The organism is Streptomyces incarnatus, from assembly GCF_001027185.1.
Lineage (GTDB): Bacteria > Actinomycetota > Actinomycetes > Streptomycetales > Streptomycetaceae > Streptomyces > Streptomyces puniciscabiei.
Genome location: NZ_CP011497.1, coordinates 7,241,699 through 7,262,459 on the forward strand (window position 1 = coordinate 7,241,699; position 20,761 = coordinate 7,262,459).

Consider the following 20,761-nt stretch of genomic DNA (forward strand, 5'->3'; position numbering starts at 1 on the left):
TAGTGGCCTCTCAGATCTATACGCAGCGTTTACGAGCAAGGAGGCCACAGGCTAGGGAGACTTTCCGAGCGAGCAAAAGAGTGTTAACCAAATTTTGACCCGGGATCTTAGGTGTCTTGGGCGCACACTCGGTCACTGACTTGTCACAGGTCAGATGCCAGGCCGGAATGTCAATATTCAGCCGACGATTGTGAGTAGAAGGAAAGATTCACTGGTTCAGCAGGGGTATTTCGATGGCCGGGCACCGGTCCATCACCATGTCGACGCCCGCCGCCCGGGTCCGCTCGTAGGCCCCCTTGTCCACGACCCCGAGCTGGAACCACACCGCCCGCGCACCCTTGACCACGGCCTCGTCGGCCACCGCGCCGGCCAGCTCGCTGTTGACGAAGACGTCGACCACGTCGACCTCGAAGGGGATCTCCGCGAGGGAGGCGTAGCCCCGCTCCCCGTGCACGGTCTCCGCCTTCGGATGCACCGGCACGATCCGCTTGCCGAACCGCTGCAGCACCTGCGCCACCCCGTACGCGGCCCGGCTCCGGTTGGTGGACAGGCCGACCACCGCCCAGGTGTCGCCCAGCTCGGTCAGGATCCTGCGGATCGTCGCCTCGTCGCCGTACACGGCCGCCTCCTCGGGGCTGCGGGAAACTGTTTCCCCGGGCAACAGCACCCTACGGGTCCGGATTCCCAGCCCGCCACCTGCGCCACCACGTGCCGAATCGGCACAAGATGCCTTCGTACGGCGACCCGCCCGCCTACGCTCAGCCCGTGCTGCGCATCCTCGACGCCCGAACCGGCGAGCCCGTCCCCGCCGCGCCCGCCCGCCGCGGTCTGACCCGCATCGAGGCCCACGTCTCCGGCCCCGACCCGACGGCCCTGCGCGTGCTCCTCACCGCCGACGTCCTGGTCCGCGCCCTCGAACTGGGCGGCACCCCCGTCTGGGCGACCCTCGCCACGCCCCACCACCCCGCCGACCTCGCCGCCGCCGCGACCGCCCTGTCCATCCGCCCGTTCGAGGACGCCCACGACCTCCCGTCGGGCCTGGGGGAGGCCCAGGTGATCCACGTCACCACCGAAACCCCGACCGCCTCCGGCGCGGGGCCGGTGGTGTGGGTGGCACCGGTGGAGTGGCTGGGGGAGGCGGTGGGCGGACAGGGGGTGGTGGATGGACAGGAGGCGACGGAGGGACAGGAGGCGATGGGTGGATGGGGGGTGGTGGGCGGACGGGGGGTGGATCTGTCTGGGGTCCCGCCTCTCCGTAAACGGGCTCCCGGCTCCGTCTCCGAGCCTGCGCCACCTCACGCTCCCGAGCCCGCGCCCGGCGCTCCTGCGGAATCGGCTCCGGCCCGCGCCCCCGAGCCCGCTCCTGGCGCCGTCTCCGAGCCTGCTCCCACCCACGCCCCCCAGCCCGCGCCCGGTGCTCCTCCCGAGCCCGCTCCGGCCCGCGCCCTCGAGCCCGCCGCCCCTCCTCCGCTCCCGGTGCTGCTCGCTGACCCCTCCGCTCTGCGGCTCGCCCTGCTGTCCGTGCCGCGCGGGGAGCCGGTTCGGCTGGGCCCCGCCGTGCTGGAGGAGGCCGCCGGGCGGCTGGCCCGGTGGCGGCGGGCCGTGGCCGGGTGGGCGCGGCAGCCCTCGCGGCCCGTGCCCGACGAGGTGCGGGCGCGGCTGCGCTCCGCGTGGGAGGACGACCTGGGCCTGCCCGGGGTGCTGGAGGTGCTGCGGGCCGTGGAGGACGCCCCGGATCTCCCCGACGGCGCCCGCTTCGAGACGTACGTCTACGCCGACCGTCTGCTGGCCCTCGACCTCGCCCGCGACCTCGGGAGCCTCACGTGATCGCGCGGGCGGGCACGGGCCCGCTGCGCCGGCTGGTGGTCCTGCGGCATGCCAAGTCCGCGTGGCCCGAGGGCGTCGAGGACCACCGCAGGCCGCTGGCACCGCGCGGGCTGCGCGACGCCCCGGCCGCCGGGCGCGCCCTCGCCGAGGCGGACTGCCTGCCCGATCTCGCCCTGTGCTCCACGGCCGTACGAGCCCGCCGCACCTGGGAGCTGGCCTCCGCCGAGTGGGGCACTCCGCCGCCGGTGCGCTACGACCGGCGCCTGTACGGGGCCGGCGTACAGGAGCTGCTGGCCGTGGTCCGCGAGGCGCCGCCCGAGGTCGAGACGCTGCTGCTGGTCGGCCACAATCCCGGGCTCGAGGAACTGGTCCTGGAGCTGGCGCGGGACGGTCTCGACGACACGCTGGAGCGGGTGCGGACGAAGTTCCCCACGGCCGCGATCGCCGTCCTGTCCTGGCACGGACCCGGCTGGCCGGCCCTCGGCCCCGGAACGGCCCTCCTGACCTCGCTGACCGTGGCGCGCGGGAGGAAGAAGTAGCCCCCACGCGCGCGTGACCGGCACTCCCGGGAACCACATAGGCTGACGGGATGCAGGACGAGTACCGCACAGTCGCCCGCGCGGGCGTGCACGAGACCGAGGTCAACCGCTCCCGCTTCCTGTGCGCCCTCGCCCCGGCCGCCACCGAGCAGGAGGCGCAGGACTTCATCGCCTCCGTGCGCAAGGAGCACGCCGACGCCACCCACAACTGCTGGGCGTACGTCATCGGTGCGGACGCCTCCGTGCAGAAGGCCAGCGACGACGGTGAACCGGGCGGCACCGCGGGCGTGCCCATGCTGCAGATGCTGCTGCGCCGTGAGATGCGCTACGTCGTCGCGGTCGTCACCCGCTACTACGGCGGCGTCAAGCTCGGCGCCGGCGGACTCATCCGGGCCTACGGCGGCGCGGTCGGCGAGGCCCTCGACGCCCTCGGCACCCTCACCCGGCGCCGCTTCCGGCTGGCCACGGTGACCGTCGACCACCAGCGCGCCGGCAAGGTCCAGAACGACCTGCGCGCCACCGGGCGCGAGGTGCGGGACGTCCGCTACGGCGCGGCGGTCACCATCGAGATCGGCCTGCCGGACGCCGACGTGGACGCCTTCCGTGCCTGGCTCGCCGACGCGACGGCGGGCACGGCCGGGCTCGAACTCGGCGGCGAGGCCTACGGAGACGCATGACAGACTGGCGTAAATCGGGCATGTATGGCCAAAGTTGACCGGCTGAGATCGGGCCGATACGGGAGTAACCACCCGTGCTGTCAGACCCGGCCGTTAGTCTCGGGGATCATGAGACTCCTGCACACGTCCGACTGGCATCTCGGCCGGGCCTTCCACCGGGTGAACATGCTCGGGGCCCAGGCCGGGTTCATCGGTCACCTCGTCACCACCGCGCGTGAGCGCGAGGTGGACGCAGTGGTCGTGTCGGGCGATGTGTACGACCGTGCGGTACCCCCGCTCGCCGCGGTCGAGCTGTTCGACGAGGCCCTGCACCGCCTCGCGGACCTCGGCGTGCCCACGGTGATGATCTCCGGCAACCACGACTCGGCCCGCCGCCTCGGCGTCGGCGCCGGGCTCATCGACCGCGCCGGCATCCACCTGCGCACCGAGCCGTCGGCCGCCGGCACCCCCGTCGTGCTGAGCGACGCGCACGGGGACGTGGCGTTCTACGGACTGCCGTATCTCGAACCCGCCCTGGTGAAGGACGAGTTCGCGGTGGAGAAGGCCGGCCACGAGGCCGTACTGTCCGCCGCCATGGACCGCGTCCGCGCCGACCTCGCCGGCCGCGCGCCGGGCACCCGCTCGGTCGTCCTCGCCCACGCCTTCGTCACCGGCGGCCAGGCCAGCGACAGCGAGCGGGACATCACCGTCGGCGGGGTCGCCGCCGTACCGGCCGGGGTCTTCGACGGCGTCGACTATGTGGCGCTCGGCCATCTGCACGGCTGCCAGACCATCACCGAGCGCGTGCGCTACTCGGGCTCCCCGCTCGCGTACTCCTTCTCCGAGGCCGGCCACCGCAAGAGCATGTGGCTGGTCGACCTCGGTGGCGACGGCTCCGTCACCGCCGAGCGCGTGGACTGCCCGGTGCCGCGCCCGCTGGCCCGTATCAAGGGCACGCTGGACGGCCTCCTCGCCGATCCGGCGCTGGCCCGCCACGAGGACGCCTGGGTCGAGGCCACCCTCACCGACGCGGTCCGTCCCGCCGACCCCATGGCCCGGCTCACCGAGCGCTTCCCGCACACCCTCAGCCTCGTCTTCGCCCCCGAGCGCGCCCCGGACGACCCCCAGGTCTCGTACGCCCGGCGCCTCGCGGGCCGCAGCGACCAGCAGATCGCCCAGGACTTCGTCGCCCATGTGCGCGGCGCCGGGCCCGACGAACGGGAGGCGACCGTCCTGCGCGAGGCCTTCGACGCCGTGCGCGCCGACGCCGCCGTACGGGAGGTGTCCCGGTGAGGCTGCACCGGCTCGACATCACCGCCTTCGGGCCGTTCGGCGGCTCCCAGAGCGTCGACTTCGACGCGCTGTCCGCCGCCGGACTGTTCCTGCTGCACGGCCCCACCGGCGCCGGCAAGACCTCCGTCCTGGACGCCGTCTGCTACGCCCTGTACGGCTCCGTCCCCGGCGCCCGGCAGAGCGGCCAGGGCATGAACCTGCGCAGCGACCACGCCGAGCCGCGCACCCGCACCGAGGTCCGCCTCGACCTCACCGTCGCCGGGCGCCGCCTGGAGATCACCCGGCAGCCGCCCTGGGAGCGGCCCAAACTGCGCGGCACCGGCACGACCGTCGACAAGGCCCAGACGTGGCTGCGCGAGTACGACAGCGCGTCGGGCGTCTGGAAGGACCGCAGCCGTTCCCACCAGGAGGTCGGCGAGGAAATCACCCAGCTGCTCGGCATGAGTCGCGAACAGTTCTGCCAGGTCGTGCTGCTGCCCCAGGGCGACTTCGCGCGCTTCCTGCGCGCCGACGCCGAGGCCCGCGGCCGGCTGCTGGGCCGCCTCTTCGACACCCGGCGCTTCGCCGACGTCGAGAAGCGCCTCGCCGAGCGTCGCCGCGCCACCGAGGCACGCGTACGTGAGGGCGACGCGGCGCTGCTCGCCGACGCCCACCGCATGCAGCAGGAGGCCGGCGACGCCATGGAGCTGCCCGAACTGGCCCCCGGCGAACCAGGACTGGCCGACGCCGTGCTCGGTGCCGCCGCCGTCGCCCGCGCCACCGCCCGCGAACGCCTCACCGTCGCCCACTGCCGCCTCACCGCCGCCGAGTCCGCCCACGCCGCCACCCGGCGCGCCCTGGACGAGGTACGCGAACTCGCCCGTCTCCAGGGGCGGTTCGCCGAGGCCCGGCAGCGCGCCGAGCGGCTCCAGGAGCGGGCGGGCGCCCACCAGGAGGCCCAGCGGCGCATGGAGCGGTCCCACAAGGCGGAGGCGGTCGCGCCCGCGCTGGAGCTGCGCGATGCCGCCGAGGAGGAGCACCGGGGAGCGGCCGCGGCCGAGGCACGCGCGCGTGGCCTGCTCCCCGACTCCCACGCCGGCGCCGGCGCGGGCGGACTCGCCGCCGCCGCCCGCCGGGCCGCCGAGGAGCTGGGCGGCCTGGACGCGGCCCGGCGCGCCGAGCGGCGGCTCGCCGAGCTGGCCGAGGAGCGGTCGGGGCTCGACCGTCAGGAGCGCGCCGACGAGGACGTGCTCCGCGAGGCCGAGGCCTGGCTCGCCGACTGGGACGCCACCCGCGCGGCGCTGCAGTCCCGGGTCGACTCCGCCCAGGAGGCCGCCACCCGCGCCGAACAGCTCGCCGTCCAGCGGGAACCGATGCGTGGCCGCCTCGACGCGGCCCGCACCCGCGACCAACTGGCCGCCGACCTGGAGGAGGCCCGGCATCGAGCGGCCGCCTCCGGCCGACGCGCCCTGGACGCCCGCGCCCACTGGCTCGACCTCAAGGAACAGCGCCTGAACGGCATCGCCGCCGAACTGGCCGCCCACCTCACCGACGGCGAACCCTGCGCCGTCTGCGGGGCCACCGACCACCCGACGCCGGCCCGCAAGGTCGCCGGACACGTCGACCGCGAGACCGAGGAGCGGGCACACCAGGCCTGGCAGCAGGCCGACGCCCGGCACACCGAGGACGAGCGGCGGCTCGGACTGGTCCGCGAGGCCCTGGCCGCCGCCACCGCCGAGGCCGGCGACACGCCCACCGACCGACTCGAAGAGGCCGCCGCCGAGTTGGAGCAGGAGTACGCCCGCGCCCGCCGCGACGCCTCCGCGCTGCATGCGGCCCACGAGGAGCTGCGCCGCGCCGAGCACGAGCGCGAGCAGCGCCTCGCCGACCGCCAGCAGGCCGCCGTACGGGCCGCCTCCCGGCTCACCCGACGCGAGACCCTGGAGCGCGAACAGGGCCAGCTGGACGTCGAGTTGGCCAAGGCGCGCGGCGGATCCGGCAGCGTGGCCGCCCGTGCCGCACAGCTGGAGCGGCAGCTGGCGCTGCTCACCGACGCCGCCGACGCCGTACGCGCCGCCGAGGACGCCGCCCAGCGCCTGAAGGACGCCGACGCCCGCCTCGCCGACGCCGCCTACCGGGCCGGTTTCGACACCCCGCAGGCCGCGGCCGCCGCCCTGCTGGACCCCGCCGCCCACCGCGACCTGCAGCACCGCCTGGACGCCTGGCAGGCGGAGGAGGCCGCCGTACGCGCGGTGCTGGCGGAGGCCGCCACCGCGGCCGCCGCCCAGCGCCCGCCCGCCGACCCGGACACGGCCGAGCGCGCGGCCGCCGCGGCCGAACACCGGCTGCGCGAGGCGGCCTCCGCGCGCGACGCGGCGGCCCGCTGCTGCGCCGAGCTGGACCGCCTCTCCGCGCGCGCCACCGAGGCCGTACGCCGACTCGCCCCGCTCCGCGAGGAGTACGACCGGGTCGCCCGCCTGGCCGCCCTCACCGCCGGTACCTCCGCCGACAACGAACGCAAGATGCGCCTGGAGTCGTACGTGCTCGCGGCCCGTCTGGAGCAGGTCGCCGCCGCCGCGACCGCGCGGCTGCAGCGCATGTCGTCGGGCCGCTACACCCTCGTCCACTCCGACGACCGCTCCGGGCGCGGCCGCAGCGGGCTGGGACTGCACGTGGTCGACGCCTGGACCGGACGGGAACGCGACACCGCCACGCTCTCCGGCGGCGAGACCTTCTTCGCCTCCCTCGCCCTCGCCCTCGGCCTCGCGGACGTCGTCACCGCCGAGGCCGGCGGCGTCCGGCTCGACACGCTGTTCATCGACGAGGGCTTCGGCACCCTCGACGACCAGACCCTCGACGAGGTCCTCGACGTCCTGGACTCCCTGCGCGAACGCGACCGCAGCGTGGGCATCGTCAGCCACGTCCCCGACCTGCGGCGGCGCATCCACGCCCAACTGGAGGTCGTGAAGGGCAGATCGGGGTCGGTGCTGCGGCAGCGGGGTGTCTGACGGCTCGCAAACCGGCACCTGGCGGCCGACGCATTGCCGCCGGTCTGGGCGGATTCGTCACCTGGCTTTCCGGCTCCTTCCTTGATCGTCCCAGGCCTGAGCAGCAGCCGACGCGTCGCCGCGGCCTGCGCTTGGCCCTCACGACACTGCTGCTCGGCACGCTCCGTCCGATCAGCGTGCGGTCGATCAGCGCACCGGCCAGATCGAGGCCGGCTTGGCTGGACTGCGCGGAGAGCCTGATCAGGCGGCTCGGCGGCACCGACATCGGCGATCACTCCAGGCGGCCGCGCACCCTCCTTGATCGTGCGAGGCGCAAGCGCGTATCAGCCGGAAAGGGGGGGGCATCTGCCTGCTCGGGCCGAGTGTCTTGGGATCCCTCGTTCTCAATGCGGTGGTCCAGTCGCGAGAGCCGGCTGACTCACCTCCCCCGCACAGCCGGGGACCGGCGCCGAGCCGGGCTGTTGTCAGTGGCGGCATGTAGCGTGCGCGCACCAACTTGTGCGACACGACAGGGGAGTACGGATGGAGTTCCGGATCGAGCGTAGTGCGTTCGCTGAGGCCGTCGCCTGGGCGGCCAGGTCGCTGCCCGCCCGTTCGCCGGTGCCCGTGCTGGGCGGCTTGCTGCTGGACGCGGAGGAGGGGCGACTGCGAATCTCTGGCTTCGACTACGAGGCTTCCGCGAATATAGAGGTTCCGGCGGAGACGTCAGCAGGCGGGCAGGTGCTCGTGCTGGGGCGGAGACTGCTTGACATCTGCCGGGTGTTGCCCGATGCGATGGTGACATGCGCGAGGGAAGGCACGCGCTTCACGGTGGAAGGGGACGGTACGCGTTTTGGCCTGTCGACCCTGCCCAGGCAGGAGTACCCGGCGCTGCCCGAGCCTCCCGACTTTCGGGGAACCGTGGATGCGGCAAAGTTCGCGGAAGCCGTCGCGCAGGTCGGGACAGCCGCCGGCCGTGACGACACACTCCCGGTGCTCACGGGAATTCAGCTCCGTCTGGAGGACGGGTGGATGACCTTGGCTGCTTCGGACCGGTACCGGTATGCCGTGCGTACGGTGGAGTGGAAGCCGGAGTCGGCCGATTCCGAGGTGGTGGAGGTGGTGGTTCCCGGACGCAGGCTGACCGAGATCTCCCGCTCGCTGGCGAAGTCGGGCTTGATCCGCATCGGCCTGAACAGCTCCAGTGGTGGCTTGATCGCCTTCGAGGGGACCAGCATGCGCACCACGCTGAGGCTGCTGGAAGGACGGCTGCCTCGCTACGACAAGCTGTTCACCCTGGACAACCCGGCAGTCGCGATCACACAGCGAGAGGCGCTCGCTGACGCGGTCCGTCGTGTCGCGGTCGTCGCAGAGCCGAACAGCCCCATCCGGCTCGACTTCTCCGCGCAAGGAACCGTGCTTTTGCAAGCGGGGTACGAAGACGATGTGGCGTCCCAGCAGCTCACGGCCACGTTGGCGGGTGCCGACGACCTCACAGTCGCCTTCAACCCCACCTACTTGCTGGAAGCCCTCACCTCCTTCGACGCGTCGCACGTACGCCTCGAGCTTCTAGGGCTCGGCCAGCGGGCACTGCTGAGTGCCGCACCGGACGAGGAAGACACGAAGCGCGAAGACCACCGCCATCTGCTGATGTCGGTACGGCAGCTGAGTTGACGGACACAGGAAGGCATCGGTCCAAGGCCAGTGGTCCTCGGTGGGGGAGCTCCGCCTCTGGACTGGCCGCCAGCGGTGCCCTTGACGGGGGTGCAGGCCGGCGTGGGTCGGCAGACCGCAGGGCGGGCTCTACTCGCCCACGACGACCAGCAGGTGCCGTCTCAGTTCCCCAACGATCCGATCCACCCCTCCGGAGGCGGGTACCCGCGAGTCGGTTTCGATGCCTCGCGCGAACGCGGCTTCGGTGGCTCCCCTGACTTTCCAGGCCACGCCAACCCTGCTGCACGTACAGCGTGACATCGGCGGCCTATCCCATCAGGCGTCACAGCTCTGGTCCATCGACCGGGAGTATTTCGCCGATCAGGATGAGCGGCGGCATTTCCGTTCGCTTCGCGGCCGTCAGTTGCGGATGCCTTACAGAAATGTCAGGACGTACAGCAAGCGTATCGGGCCAGCTGTCCAAGTGATTGGTGCCATGCACGATGACGGCATCCCAATCGACATCCTCTGTTGTGCCTTGCCGGTCCAAGACAAAGCCGATGCACCGTGTGAGATCCGCGCGAATCTGTCTCGAGATTGCGCGAATGGCATGTTCTTGCTCCTCGAGCGAGAGCCCGTCAAGGCCGAATTCGGCAACCGTCACGCCGCCGTTCAGGCGACGAATACGTGTGAACACGTCTGTGTCACCGCTCAGCCACAGTTGAAAGTTCACTTCTCCGGTATTCGTCAGAGCTGCGTTCGACATGAGCTGATCACGCGAAACCGGCATCTGCTCGCCCCAGGATGCGGGCCCGCTGGCGATCTGCGTGATCAGGCCCGTGGTGGGGTTGTGGAGTCTCAGGCCTTGCGCATCGAGATCCTGCACGATTCGCTCGGCATCTGCCGGGACCCACCCTGAGCGGTACCAATGGAAGAATCCGTCACTCACTGCAACTCATCTCGTGAATGTGTGAACATTGCCTTCGCCGAGGATCTTCCTGGCGAGGCTCAACGCTGACTCCGGCGTCCCTTCTTCGAGGTACACCTGGGCCCGGACGCCCTGCTGCTCAGCCGCATACTTCAAGATGTGGCATTTCTCCCCAAACTTGGCAAGGTTCCTGGCCTTCGCCGGGCCACCGACAGCGATGTATGAGCCATCTCCGCCGATCACGTCGACGTCCGTGGTGCCGGCACCCGGTTTGGTCACCTTCAGTCCCGGCTTGCCCGGCGCACCCGACGGCACCGTGCCGTTCGTCAACTCTGCCACCTTCTGCTCGCGCGCAGCACCGACGCGCTCTGCGGTTGCGGGGTCGGTCTGGAGTGGGAGCTCGCCCGACACCCACTGCCGGGCTGGGACACCGACGTGTTGCTCCGCGCCGTGGACCACATCTCGGCAACAGGCGACCCGTCCCTGCAGCGGCACCTGTTCGCCCTGGTCGAGGCTGCCGCCCGAGAGGCCGGACACAACGAGGTACTGGATGCATGGGGCGAGGACCTGAACCTCATGAGACCGCAAGAGGAGACGGAGAGACTCCCTGCGGCCGTGGTGGACGAACGAACCGGGCCACGCGGACGAAGGTCACCAGACCGACGAGGTGACCGCTTGCCGAACTCTCCTTGATTCGTGCTCACTTCGGTGCCGCCGGCTGTTCGTGCCCGCTGTTGATGAAGCGGATGTCGACGGGGCGGAAGGCGTCTAGGTTGGGCTCGATACTGATCACATGATGAACCGTGAGGAGAGCTCAGGTATGTCAGATGCTTCGCTTCCCCGCGACGAGGGCGCCGCGCGGATTGCACGGCTCCGCACCGATGTGTCGCACTCCGCTCGGGTCTGGAACTACTGGCTGGGCGGCAAGGACAACTACCCCATCGACCAGGAAGTCGGCGATCAGATACTTGCGTTCGTACCGGGCCTCCCCCGCTCGGCCGTGGCCGACCGACAGTTCCTCACCCGGGCCGTGGAGCACCTCGCCGGCAAGGAGGGCATCCGGCAGTTCCTGGACATCGGCACCGGACTGCCCACCGTGGACAACACCCACGAGGTCGCTCAACGAGTCGATCCGACCTGCCGGATCGTGTACGTGGACAACGACCCCATCGTGCTCAGTCACGCCCACGCGCTGCTCACGAGCACCGCCGAAGGAGCCACGGACTACGTCGATGCCGACGTGCACGACCCGGACACCATTGTGGAGTGTGCCGCCCGAACTCTGGACTTCAGCCGACCGGTCGCCCTCACGCTGCTCGGCGTCCTCAACTTCATCATCGACACCGGCGAGGCCCAGGCCGTCGTCCGCCGACTCCTGGATGCCGTACCCTCCGGCAGCTACCTGGTGATCTCCCATCCCACCACTGAAGTGGACGGCGAGGCGATGACGGAAGCGGTGCGCCACTGGAACAGCCAAGGTTCAGCGCCGATGACCCTGCGGACCCGCGAGGAGCTGCTGCGGTTCTTCGACGGAGTGCACCTGCTCGAACCTGGTGTCGTCACGTGTTCGCGCTGGCGCCCGACCCAACGGCAGGCCGAGATCATCGATGTGCCTCAGTTCTGCGGCGTGGCCAAGAAGCCGTAGGGCGTCATGGCCCCGCGCATTCAGGGGGATCCGGATCCCACGTGTTCGACGGCAGCACCTGCAAGTGCACCGAACCCAAGAGCGCAGACGCCCTCGCAAGGGCGGCTTCCTCACTCAGAACCAAGCCAAGGAAGCAGCACAGGAGCTGCGGGACCAGGCTGACCGCAGCAAAGGCGTGGCACACGTCTCCGGGCAACTCGTCACCGACTCGAACTACACCATGTTCCTGGACTCCCTGCGCGCACGCGACCGCAGCGTCGGCATCGTCAGCCATGTGCCCGACCTGCGGCGCCGCATCCATGCGCAGCTGGAGGTCCTGGGGAGCAGATCAGGGTCGGCGTCGCGGCAGCGCGGTGTCTGACCGGGTCAGTGGCCCAGGGCGCGCCGGGGCAGGGGCGAGGAGTACACCACGCTGGTGGTCACCGAGCCGAGCGCGCCGATCTTGCCGGAGACCTCCTCCAGGTGTGCCATGGACCGGGTGGCGACCTTGATGACGAAGCAGTCGTCGCCGGTCACGTGGTGCGCCTCCAGGATCTCGGGGGTCGCGCCCACCAGGTCGTGGAACGGCTTGTAGTTGCCGTTGGGATAGCGCAGCCGTACGAAGGCCAGGATCGGCAGCCCGAGCCGCTCGGGGTCCACGACCGCGGCGTACCCCTGGATCACGCCCGCCTCCTCCAGCCGGCGGACCCGTTCGGTGACGGCACTCGGCGACATGGAGACGGCCCGCGCCAACTCGGCGTAGCTGGCGCGCCCCTCCCGCTGGAGGACTTCGAGTATGCGCCAGTCGGTGGCGTCCGGGGAATACGCGGTCATCCCGGATGGATAGCAGGGAAATCCCGGCGTGGACAAGGGGAGTGCCGTGGATTCCCCCTTCATGAGACGGGCTCCGGACCGTAGATTTCCAGTCATGATCACCAAGACCTCCGAGAACCCCGTCCTGTGGGTCGCCCCCGCCGCTCCCGCCGAGGCGGCGGCCTACTTCCGGGCGAGCCTGGCCTTCCACGCCGACGTCTCCGACGTGGCCGCCGCGCTCTCGGCCGGCGGCGACCCCGGCTTCGTCGTCGTGGACTCCCGCTCGACCGAGTCCTGGGACCAGGGACACATCCCCGGCGCCGTCCACCTGCCCACCGCGCTCATCCCCGAGCAGGCCGAACACCTTCTGGACAGGTCCGTGCCGGTGGTGACGTACTGCTGGGGCCCGGGCTGCAACGGCGCCACCCGCGCCGCCCTCGCCCTCGCCGAACTCGGCTACCGGGTCAAGGAGATGCTCGGCGGCTTCGAGTACTGGGCGCGCGAGGGCTTCGCCTACGAGACCTGGCAGGGGAGCGGACGACGCGACGCCGACCCGCTGACCGCCCCCGTCGAAGGCGAGTGCGGCTGCTGACCGGCACCCGTGTAGGTTCTCTGCCCATGGCTCGATACGCGGATCCAGGCGTGCTGGAGTGGGTGGAATCGGGCGGCGGCCCGCTGATAGCCGTCCCGGAGACGGTGCTGCCGTTCTGGGCGGGCGCCGACAGCGAGGAACTCGACACGGACTACGACCGGGCGTGCGAGGTCGACGGACACATCGGCCTGCTGCCCGTCGGCGACAGCGCGGCCCTGGTGTTCGGCGACGAACCCGCCGCCACCTCGTACCTGCCGGACACCGCCACCTTCGTACGGTGGTCCGCCGCGAACTCCGAGACGGAGCTCCTCGCCGGTGTCTCTTTCGCCCTGGATACGGCGGTGTGGGGGAGCGAGGTGCACTGGCGGGTGCCCGGCCCGGTGCTGCTGTTCGACTCCGCCTGGCCGGGGCAGGCGGCCGGGCGCAGCGAGCACCTCCGGGTGCCGCTGGAACCCGGCACGTACTCGGTGCGCTCCGCGTACGTCCAGCCCGGTCCGGAGACCTGGCTCGGCCTGGTGCAGCTCCGCCGGCTCGGCCACTGACCGGACCGCCGGCGACCGTCAACCGAGGCCGTCGAACGCGATCTCGAGGTGCCTGGGGCCGCGCAGCACCGCGTTCTGCCGGTACGGCGGCGGGTCCTCGACCAGCCGGGGGTTCTCCAGCCGCCGGGCCAACTCGGACAGGGCGATCTGGGCCTCGAGACGGGCCAGCGGGGCGCCGAAGCAGCTGTGGATGCCGCTGCCGAAGCCGAGGTGCTGGATGTCCTGGCGGTCCGGGTCGAACCGGTCGGGGTCCGTGAACCGCTCCGGGTCCCGGTTGCCCGCGGCGAGCACGAGCCAGATCCGCGAGCCCTTGGGAATCGTCACGCCGCGCACCTCGATGTCGGCGATGCAGGTGCGCTGCGGCACGAGCTGCACAGGCGGCTCGTAACGCAGCAGTTCCTCCACGATCCTGACCGACAGACCGGGATCGTCACGCAAGCGCCGCAGGATCTCCGGGTGGCGCAGCAGGGTGAGCATGCCGTTGGTGATGAGGTTGACGGTCGTCTCATGGCCGGCGATGAGCAGCAGCACCGCCGTGCTGAGGACCTCCATCGTCGTCATGGCGCCGTCCGGGCCCTTGCTGTTCACCAGGTCGGACAGCATGTCGTCGCGAGGTTCCCGGGCGCGCTGCTCCACCAGCCCGTTCAGGTACAGGCCGAGCTGCAGCCGTGCCTCCTGCGCGGCCCGCTCGGACTCCGCGCTCGTGCGGGTGTCGGGGTCGAGGCCGGCCACGATCGGGTCGACCCAGGCACGGAAGCGGGGCTCGTCCTCGCGCGGCACCCCGAGCAGCCGGCAGATCACGGTCACCGGGAAGGGGTAGGCGAACTGGTCGACCAGGTCGATCTGCCGCGCGTCCCCGAAGCCGTCGATCAGTCCGGTGACGATCTCACCCAGCTCGCCCCGCATGTTCTCGATCCGGCGCGGCCGGTGCGGTGGCCCGAAGGAGCTGTTGGCGATCCTCCGCAGCCGGTCGTGCTCCGGCGGGTCGAGCCGGATGAAGCTGGGCGGCAGCCCCGTCGCCTCCGGCCCGGACAGCTCGTCGTCCCCGGCGGCGGCGAGATTGGCCGCGTCGGAGCTGATCCGCGGGTCGTGCAGCAGCGCCTCGATGTCGTAGTACGAGCTGATGATGTAAGGACCGTCCTCCTCGTGGAGCACCGGTGTCTTACGGAGTTCCTCATAGATCGGGTACGGGTTGGCGCGGTTCGCGAAGTCGGTGATCTGGCGCAACATGGAGGCGTGCGGCATGACAGGTCCTTGGAACGTCGGGCCCGGGCGGCGGCGGTCAGTGGCGGGCGGGGTGGAAGAGCAGCTGCTGGTCGGCCGGTGAGTAGCCACTGAGGGTGACCATGGGGCCGTGGGTCGGCAGGGACGGGTCGGGGAAGTCGGCGTCCACCGGCTGGCGGCCCTCGGGACGCCGGTCCACCGTCGGGTACTCCACCGGGAACGGCGCCCCGCGCTCGATCTGCCGTGCGTAGAACTCCAGCCACCGGGTGTTGTCGAAGGTCACCGCGGCGATGACGCGGCCCTGGTAGCCGTACACGCCGACGAACCGGCGTTCGGCCAGCGAACCCTGCGTGATCATGAGCTGCTCGCCCATGGGCGGCACGCCGACCGACTTGATGTTCACGCCGAACATCGACGACCAGAAGGCGGGCAGCCACAGGTGCGGCCGCCGCTCGGCGCCGTGGCAGATCATGTTGTGCGCGGCCGTCTCCGCCTGCGCGACCGCGTTGCCCCAGTGTTCCAGCGACAGGAACTGGTACCCGAACAGCGCGTGCGGCGAGCGTGCGACGTCACCCGCCACGAAGACGTGGTCGGTGACGATGCCCCGGAAGTCGAAGGCGCGGCAGCCCGCGTCGCAGGCGATGCCGCGGGGCCCGGCGCCCAGCCCCGACCCGGTCAGCCAGTCGGTGTTGCGCAGCGAGCCCAGCGACACCACCACCACGTCCGCCTCGACGACGCTCCCGTCGGACAGATGGACGGCCCGTACCCGGCCGACCGGATCTCCCTCCAGGGAGGTCACCGTGACGTGGGTACGCAGGTCCACGCCGTTCTCGGTCTGCAGGTCGGCGGCGACCGCGCCGATCACCCCGCCGAGCGCGCCCACGAGCGGCGCCCCGGCGCGCTCCGCCACGGTGACGGGCAGCCCCATCTCCCGGCAGGCGGACGCCACCTCCGAACCGGCGAAGCCCGCGCCGATGATGAACACCCGGCGCGGCCCCGCCTTGAGCCGCCGGTACAGATCGGCCGCGTCGTCCCGGGTCCGCAGCAGGCAGACGCCGTCCAGCCGGGCCTCGTCCTCCTTCGGCCAGGGCCGGGCGCGCACACCGGTCGCGATCAGCAGCCGGTCGTACTCCACCTCGTCACCGTCGGCCAGCCGGACCCGTTTGGCGGTCAGATCCAGACCGGTGGCCGCGACGCCGAGCCGCCACTTGGCGTCGATCTGCCGCCGGTGCGGCAGCTCGGTGCGGTGCGGGGACGCCTTGCCCAGCAGGACCGACTTGGACAGCGGCGGCCGGTCGTACGGCTCGTACGGCTCGTCGCCGATCAGGGTCAGCTCACCCGCGAAGCCCTCGGCGCGCAGCGTCTCGGCGGCCCGCAGGCCCGCCAGCGAGGCACCGACGATCACGATCCGGCCTTCGCGCCTGAGCCAGTCGACGTAGTCAGCGGGCATCCGACGCCTCCTCAGCGCCCTCCGTGCCGTCCAGCCCGTCCGCGGTGATCGCCTGCACCGGGCAGGCGGCGACGGCGCGGGCCAGCCTTTCCCGCTGCTCCTCCGGCGCGTGCGGGTTGTAGATCAACGCCTCGTCGCCGTGCATGGCGAAGACGTCGGGCGCGAGGAACGCGCACTGGGCGTAGCCCTGACATTTGTTGAGATCGACGACGAGCCGCATCGGCGCTCCGCCCTTCCGGTGGCCAGGTCCGGTGCGCGCCGGCCGTTTCGCGCGGCATTCCCCGGACGGCGGTCATGTCCCGTCTGCCAGCATGAGTGCGGTGCGGCGAGATCGCCCGTCGGGCAATCCGTCCGGGCGGTGGCCACGCCGGGCGCGCCCCCCCCGGTCCGTCACGCCCGAGCCGCGGGACGTGGGCGCGGCCGGCCGCCGGCCAGGAGGATGTACAGGCCGAGCACCAGCGACCAGGCGGGGAAGACCAGCTCCGACCACGGCACGTTGCTCGAGACGAACAGCAGCGTCAGGGCGGTGAGACCGCCCAGGGCGGTGAGCCGGCGGGGCAGGACCCCGAGACGGTGGCCGATCGCCGACACGGCGGACACGAAGACGGCCGCCATCCGCATCGCGTACTCCACCATCATCGTGTACGCGAAGTGGCGGCCGAAGTCCCAGTACGCGGCCGACGGCGCCGTGCCGGCCGGGTGGCCGACCGAGAGCACGGCACCGGCCGCCGCGGCGGCGGCGAACATCGTGGCCGTGAAGACCAGGCCGCTGCCCAGGAACACGGTGGCCAGGAACCTGTCCTCGGCCGCGCCGACATGCGCCCGGATCGCGCCCATGAACCACAGGAAGAAGATGCCGGCGAACGGCACGAGCGCGAGGGCCGTCCGCAGCGCCCCGCGCCGCACGGAGTTCGTGAATCCCTGGGCGGTGACCGCGCCGGCTCCCTGCGGCACCCCCAGCCGGACGAGGACGACCGCCGCTGCCAGCAGCAGCGCGAACAGGACTCCGGCCAGCCCGGCGGCCTGCGGCGTACGGAGCGCCTGCTGCGCCGACCTCTTCCGCCGCATACCGCCCCACCTCCTCCGCATCGCCTCCCTCACCAGCCAGCCCCCACCCGCCCAGCCCTGCCACCGGGGACGGCCGGACGGCCGATCGATGTGCGGTACGGGCTGCCCATGACCACGGCCACGCGGGCCTACGGCGGCTGCGGTCGGCCTCGCCGGCAGCGCCGGTGGTGGGGTGGCGTCGTGGCTGGTCGTCGGACGCGTCGGGGAGCCGCGCCCGAGGACAGACGCGTCGCGGGGGCGCAAGGGCAGGCACGCCGGGGGCGAGGTCAGGGATGCGCGCCTCGACCCGACCCCGGTGATTCCCCGCCCGGTCTCCGATCGGCTGCGCGTCCGACGCCCGCCGCCACATCCGCGCACCCCCCACCATGCGCTGCCGGCCCAGGTGCCCCGACCCCGCCCCTAATCCGCTCGCGCCGGTTGTCCCCGCGCCCTAAAGTGAGCCGCCATGTCCGTGAACAAGCTCCCCGCCCCGGAAGACCTGCGGCGCGACCCGCTGCCCCTGCGTGGTCGTACCGCCCTGGTGACCGGGGCGAGCCGGCGGGCCGGGATCGGGCATGCGGTGGCGCGGCGGCTGGCGGCGTACGGGGCGAGTGTGTACGTGCATCATCATGTGCCGCACGACGCCGCCATGCCGTGGGGCGCGGACCGTCCCGAGGCCGTGGCCGGGTCCGTGCGTGCGGCGCTCGGCGACCCCGGGGCCCGCGTCGTCACCGGACCGGGTGACCTCGCCGACCCGGCGGAACCGGCCCGGCTGGTCGACACCGTCGTCCGGGAGTTCGGGCGTCTGGACATCCTCGTCGCCAACCACGCCCTCAGCGGCTCGGACGGCACCCTGGACGAGATCGACGCGGCGATGCTCGACGCGCACTGGGCGGTCGACACCCGCTCGGTCCTGCTACTCGTCCAGGCCCACGCCCGCTCGCGCGCGCGGCTGAGCGACGGTGCTCCCGGCGGGCGGGTGGTGCTGATGACCTCCGGACAGGACCTCGGCGGCGGCATGCCGGGCGAGATCGCCTACGCGCTCCAGAAGGGCGCCCTCGCCTCGATCACCCGCTCCCTGGCCGGCCCGCTCGCCGAGCAGGGCATCACCGTGAACGCGGTCAACCCGGGCCCGGTGGACACCGGTTACGCAGGGGCAGACCTCCACGCGTCCGTCGCCGCCCGCTTCCCCGGCGGACGCTGGGGCCTCCCCGACGACCCGGCCCGCCTCATCGCGTGGCTGGCCACCGACGAGGCCGGCTGGATCACCGGGGAGGTCATCAACTCGGAAGGAGGCTTCCGGCGTTGACGCGGGACCGTCAGAGCCGGGACAGCTCGTCCACCAGGTCGTCCAGGCCCAGCGAACCCTGCGACAGCGCCGCCATGTGCCAGGCCTTCAGGTCGAACGCGTCGCCGTGCCGCTCGCGCGCCTTCTCGCGGCCCAGCAGCCACGCCCGCTCACCGAGCTTGTAGCCGATCGCCTGCCCCGGAATCGTCAGATACCGGGTCAGCTCGCTCTCCACGAAGTCCGCCGGCCGGCTGCTGTGCGAGCCGAAGAACTCCTGCGCCAGCTCCGGCGTCCACCGCTCACCGGGGTGGAACGGCGAGTCGGCGGGGATCTCCAGCTCCAGGTGCATGCCGATGTCCACGATCACCCGGGCCGCCCGCATCATCTGCGCGTCCAGGTAGCCGAGCCGCTCCTCGGGATCGGTGAGGTAGCCCAGCTCGTCCATCAGCCGCTCCGCGTACAGCGCCCAGCCCTCGGCGTTGGCGCTGACCCCGCCGATCGTCGCCTGGTAGCGGGAGAGGCTCTCGGCCACGTGCACCCACTGCGCGAGCTGGAGGTGATGCCCGGGCACGCCCTCGTGGTACCAGGTCGAGACCAGGTCGTAGACCGGGAAGCGGGTCTGTCCCATGGTCGGCAGCCAGGTGCGGCCGGGGCGGGAGAAGTCCTCCGACGGAGGCGTGTAGTAGGGGGCCGCCGCACCGCCGGGCGGGGCGATGCGCGACTCCACCTTCCGCACCCGCTCGGCGAGTTCGAAGTGCGTGCCGTCCAGGTCCTCGATGGCCTTGTCCATCAGGCCCTGCAGCCACTCCCGCACCTCCTCCACGCCCTCGATGTGCCGGCCGTGCTCATCGAGGTGCGCGAGCACCACCCAGGGCGTCTCGGCGCCGGGCAGGATCCTCTCCGCCTCCAGCCGCATCTCGCCGAGGATCCGGTGGAACTCCGACCAGCCGTACGCGTACGCCTCGTCCAGGTCCAGGTCGGTGCCGTTGAAGTAGCGGGACCAGCGCGCGTACCGCTCGCGGCCCACCGTGTTCGGGGCGCCCTCGATGGCCGGCGCGTACACGTCCCGCAGCCAGTCCCGCAGCTCCACCAGGGCACCGGTCGCCGCGCGGGCCGCCTCGTCCAGCTCCGCGCGCAGCGCCTGGGGCCCGGCGGCGGCGAAGTCCTCGTACCAGCCACGGCCCTTGCCGTCCGTGTCCGTCCACTCGGTGAGCTGATCGATGTACGTCGCCGTCGGCCGGGGCGCCGCGAACAACTTGCGGTCCAGGCCGAGTTGAAGCGACTCACGGTAGCCCGCGAGCGCGTCCGGCACCGCGCGCAGCCGCTCGGCGATCGCCGACCAGTCCTCGTCCGTCTGCGACGGGGTGACCGTGAAGACGTCCCGCACCGAGTGGCCCGGCGTGGCCATGTTGCCGACCGCGCGCAGGTGCTCGTCGGCGTCGTGCACGGCGAGTTCGGCGGTCAGCCGCTCCCGCAGCAGCCGCCCGCAGCGCCGCTCCGCGTCACTGTCCGCCCCGGGCTGCCGCTCCGCCTCGTCCAGCTTCGCGAGCGTGTTGCGCGCCAGCTCCGCCAGGGCCGCCTGGCCCGCGGGCGAGTAGTCGGGCAGCCGGCTCGAACTCTCCTTCACCCCGAGGTAGGTACCGGTGACCGGGTCGAGGGCGATGAGGTCGTCCACGTACGCGTCTGCCACCTGGCGGGGCAGCGGGCTCTTGGTCTCAGACATGCGCCCATCCTCGTACGAGAAGGATCAGTGCGTCACCCACGTTTCCGGATTCAGCTCTGGGCGTGGCCGGGCGGCAGCAGCGGTCCGCACTCCCACTGCTGGAAGATCAAGCGGGTCTCCACCCGGGCCACCTCGCGCCGCGCGGTGAACTCGTCGAGCACCAGCCGCTGCAGATCGGCCATGTCCGCGACGGCCACATGCACCAGATAGTCGTCCGGCCCGGTCAGATGGAAGACCGTCCGCGCCTCCGGCAGCGCCCGGATCCGCTCCACGAACGGTCCGACCAGCTCCCGGCGGTGCGGCCGTACCTGCACGGACAGCAGCGCCTGGAGTCCGCGGCCGATCTTGGCCGGATCCAGCTCCAGCCGGTGGCCGAGGATCACGCCGGAGCGGCGCAGCCGGGTCACCCGGTCCAGGCAGGTCGACGGCGCCACGCCCACCTGAGCTGCGAGGTCGCGGTAGGTGGTCCGGGCGTCGTTCTGCAGCAGCCGCAGCAGATGGAGATCCACCGGATCCAGTACGACAGATTCGGCCATTGGCCGAACGTAGCACGGTGTTCGATTCCGGGGAACCGTTGCCTGTTCACCCTTCCGCCC

19 protein-coding genes and 3 pseudogenes are annotated in these 20,761 nt (G+C 72.0%); 13 read left to right on the plus strand and 9 right to left on the minus strand.

Annotation, left to right across the window (positions count from 1 at the left end; all coding sequences use genetic code 11):
- Positions 1-208: 208 nt before the first annotated feature.
- On the minus strand, positions 209-619 hold the full coding sequence (locus ABB07_RS32830) for a CoA-binding protein (RefSeq protein ID WP_208902110.1): 411 nt from the start codon (positions 617-619) through the stop codon (positions 209-211).
- 107 nt (positions 620-726) lie between these two features.
- On the opposite strand from ABB07_RS32830, the pseudogene ABB07_RS42080 reads away from it, so the two are divergent.
- The 7 genes and pseudogenes from ABB07_RS42080 to dnaN form a co-directional block, all read left to right on the plus strand.
- A pseudogene (locus tag ABB07_RS42080) lies at positions 727-1,122 on the plus strand (hypothetical protein); the annotation flags it as partial.
- Between the two features lie 285 nt (positions 1,123-1,407).
- Positions 1,408-1,827 (plus strand): annotated as a pseudogene (locus ABB07_RS42085) (hypothetical protein); the annotation flags it as partial.
- Positions 1,824-2,366, plus strand: a complete 543-nt coding sequence (locus ABB07_RS32845) for a SixA phosphatase family protein (protein WP_208902111.1) — start codon at positions 1,824-1,826, stop codon at positions 2,364-2,366. The pseudogene ABB07_RS42085 and the gene ABB07_RS32845, both read left to right, overlap by 4 nt.
- Before the next feature lie 50 nt (positions 2,367-2,416).
- Positions 2,417-3,043 (plus strand): YigZ family protein, encoded by a 627-nt coding sequence (locus tag ABB07_RS32850; RefSeq protein WP_208902112.1) that lies wholly within the window; start codon positions 2,417-2,419, stop codon positions 3,041-3,043.
- 108 nt (positions 3,044-3,151) lie between these two features.
- On the plus strand, positions 3,152-4,315 hold the full coding sequence (locus ABB07_RS32855) for an exonuclease SbcCD subunit D (protein ID WP_208902113.1): 1,164 nt from the start codon (positions 3,152-3,154) through the stop codon (positions 4,313-4,315).
- Positions 4,312-7,302: an AAA family ATPase gene (locus ABB07_RS32860; RefSeq protein ID WP_208902114.1), complete on the plus strand. Its 2,991-nt coding sequence runs from the start codon at positions 4,312-4,314 to the stop codon at positions 7,300-7,302. The genes ABB07_RS32855 and ABB07_RS32860 overlap by 4 nt, the downstream gene beginning before the upstream one ends.
- Before the next feature lie 522 nt (positions 7,303-7,824).
- Entirely contained in the window at positions 7,825-8,955 is a 1,131-nt protein-coding gene (gene dnaN / locus ABB07_RS32865) for a DNA polymerase III subunit beta (RefSeq protein ID WP_208902115.1), read from the plus strand.
- Positions 8,956-9,277: 322 nt separating this feature from the next.
- On the opposite strand, the gene ABB07_RS32870 is transcribed toward dnaN, so the two are convergent.
- On the minus strand, positions 9,278-9,883 hold the full coding sequence (locus ABB07_RS32870; protein ID WP_208902116.1) for a hypothetical protein: 606 nt from the start codon (positions 9,881-9,883) through the stop codon (positions 9,278-9,280).
- A gap of 366 nt (positions 9,884-10,249) precedes the next feature.
- On the opposite strand from ABB07_RS32870, the pseudogene ABB07_RS41120 reads away from it, so the two are divergent.
- From ABB07_RS41120 to ABB07_RS32885, 3 genes and pseudogenes are all read left to right on the plus strand, one after another.
- Positions 10,250-10,555, plus strand: a pseudogene (locus ABB07_RS41120) (hypothetical protein); the annotation flags it as partial.
- Positions 10,556-10,682: 127 nt separating this feature from the next.
- Entirely contained in the window at positions 10,683-11,507 is an 825-nt protein-coding gene (locus ABB07_RS32880) for an SAM-dependent methyltransferase (RefSeq protein WP_208902118.1), read from the plus strand.
- A gap of 175 nt (positions 11,508-11,682) precedes the next feature.
- The gene (locus ABB07_RS32885) at positions 11,683-11,868 is read left to right on the plus strand and encodes a hypothetical protein (protein ID WP_244189589.1); all 186 of its coding nucleotides are present in this window, start codon (positions 11,683-11,685) and stop codon (positions 11,866-11,868) included.
- Between the two features lie 5 nt (positions 11,869-11,873).
- On the opposite strand, the gene ABB07_RS32890 is transcribed toward ABB07_RS32885, so the two are convergent.
- Positions 11,874-12,320 (minus strand): Lrp/AsnC family transcriptional regulator, encoded by a 447-nt coding sequence (locus ABB07_RS32890; RefSeq protein ID WP_208902119.1) that lies wholly within the window; start codon positions 12,318-12,320, stop codon positions 11,874-11,876.
- A 94-nt stretch (positions 12,321-12,414) separates the two neighbouring features.
- Here ABB07_RS32890 and ABB07_RS32895 point away from each other — a divergent pair, with 94 nt between their 5' ends.
- A complete protein-coding gene (locus ABB07_RS32895; RefSeq protein WP_208902120.1) occupies positions 12,415-12,891 on the plus strand; it encodes a rhodanese-like domain-containing protein in 477 nt (158 codons plus the stop codon).
- Positions 12,892-12,917: 26 nt separating this feature from the next.
- Positions 12,918-13,433, plus strand: a complete 516-nt coding sequence (locus ABB07_RS32900; protein ID WP_208902121.1) for an immunity 21 family protein — start codon at positions 12,918-12,920, stop codon at positions 13,431-13,433.
- 18 nt (positions 13,434-13,451) lie between these two features.
- Here ABB07_RS32900 and ABB07_RS32905 read toward each other — a convergent pair whose 3' ends face one another.
- The 4 genes from ABB07_RS32905 to ABB07_RS32920 form a co-directional block, all read right to left on the minus strand.
- Positions 13,452-14,678 carry a cytochrome P450 gene (locus ABB07_RS32905; RefSeq protein ID WP_208902122.1) on the minus strand — a complete coding sequence of 409 codons (1,227 nt, stop codon included), beginning with the start codon at positions 14,676-14,678 and terminating at the stop codon, positions 13,452-13,454.
- 37 nt (positions 14,679-14,715) lie between these two features.
- Complete coding sequence (locus ABB07_RS32910; protein ID WP_208902123.1) at positions 14,716-16,107, minus strand: NAD(P)/FAD-dependent oxidoreductase; 1,392 nt, start codon at positions 16,105-16,107, stop codon at positions 14,716-14,718.
- Entirely contained in the window at positions 16,097-16,327 is a 231-nt protein-coding gene (locus ABB07_RS32915) for a ferredoxin (RefSeq protein WP_208902124.1), read from the minus strand. Before ABB07_RS32915 ends, ABB07_RS32910 begins: the two co-directional genes overlap by 11 nt.
- Before the next feature lie 170 nt (positions 16,328-16,497).
- On the minus strand, positions 16,498-17,175 hold the full coding sequence (locus ABB07_RS32920; RefSeq protein WP_208902125.1) for a hypothetical protein: 678 nt from the start codon (positions 17,173-17,175) through the stop codon (positions 16,498-16,500).
- Between the two features lie 445 nt (positions 17,176-17,620).
- Between ABB07_RS32920 and ABB07_RS32925 the strand changes: the two genes are divergently transcribed.
- Entirely contained in the window at positions 17,621-18,463 is an 843-nt protein-coding gene (locus ABB07_RS32925; RefSeq protein ID WP_208902126.1) for an SDR family oxidoreductase, read from the plus strand.
- A gap of 10 nt (positions 18,464-18,473) precedes the next feature.
- On the opposite strand, the gene ABB07_RS32930 is transcribed toward ABB07_RS32925, so the two are convergent.
- Both ABB07_RS32930 and ABB07_RS32935 read right to left on the minus strand, forming a co-directional pair.
- A complete protein-coding gene (locus ABB07_RS32930; RefSeq protein WP_208902127.1) occupies positions 18,474-20,165 on the minus strand; it encodes a DUF885 domain-containing protein in 1,692 nt (563 codons plus the stop codon).
- 50 nt (positions 20,166-20,215) lie between these two features.
- Positions 20,216-20,701 (minus strand): Lrp/AsnC family transcriptional regulator, encoded by a 486-nt coding sequence (locus tag ABB07_RS32935; RefSeq protein WP_055705616.1) that lies wholly within the window; start codon positions 20,699-20,701, stop codon positions 20,216-20,218.
- Positions 20,702-20,761 lie beyond the last annotated feature (60 nt).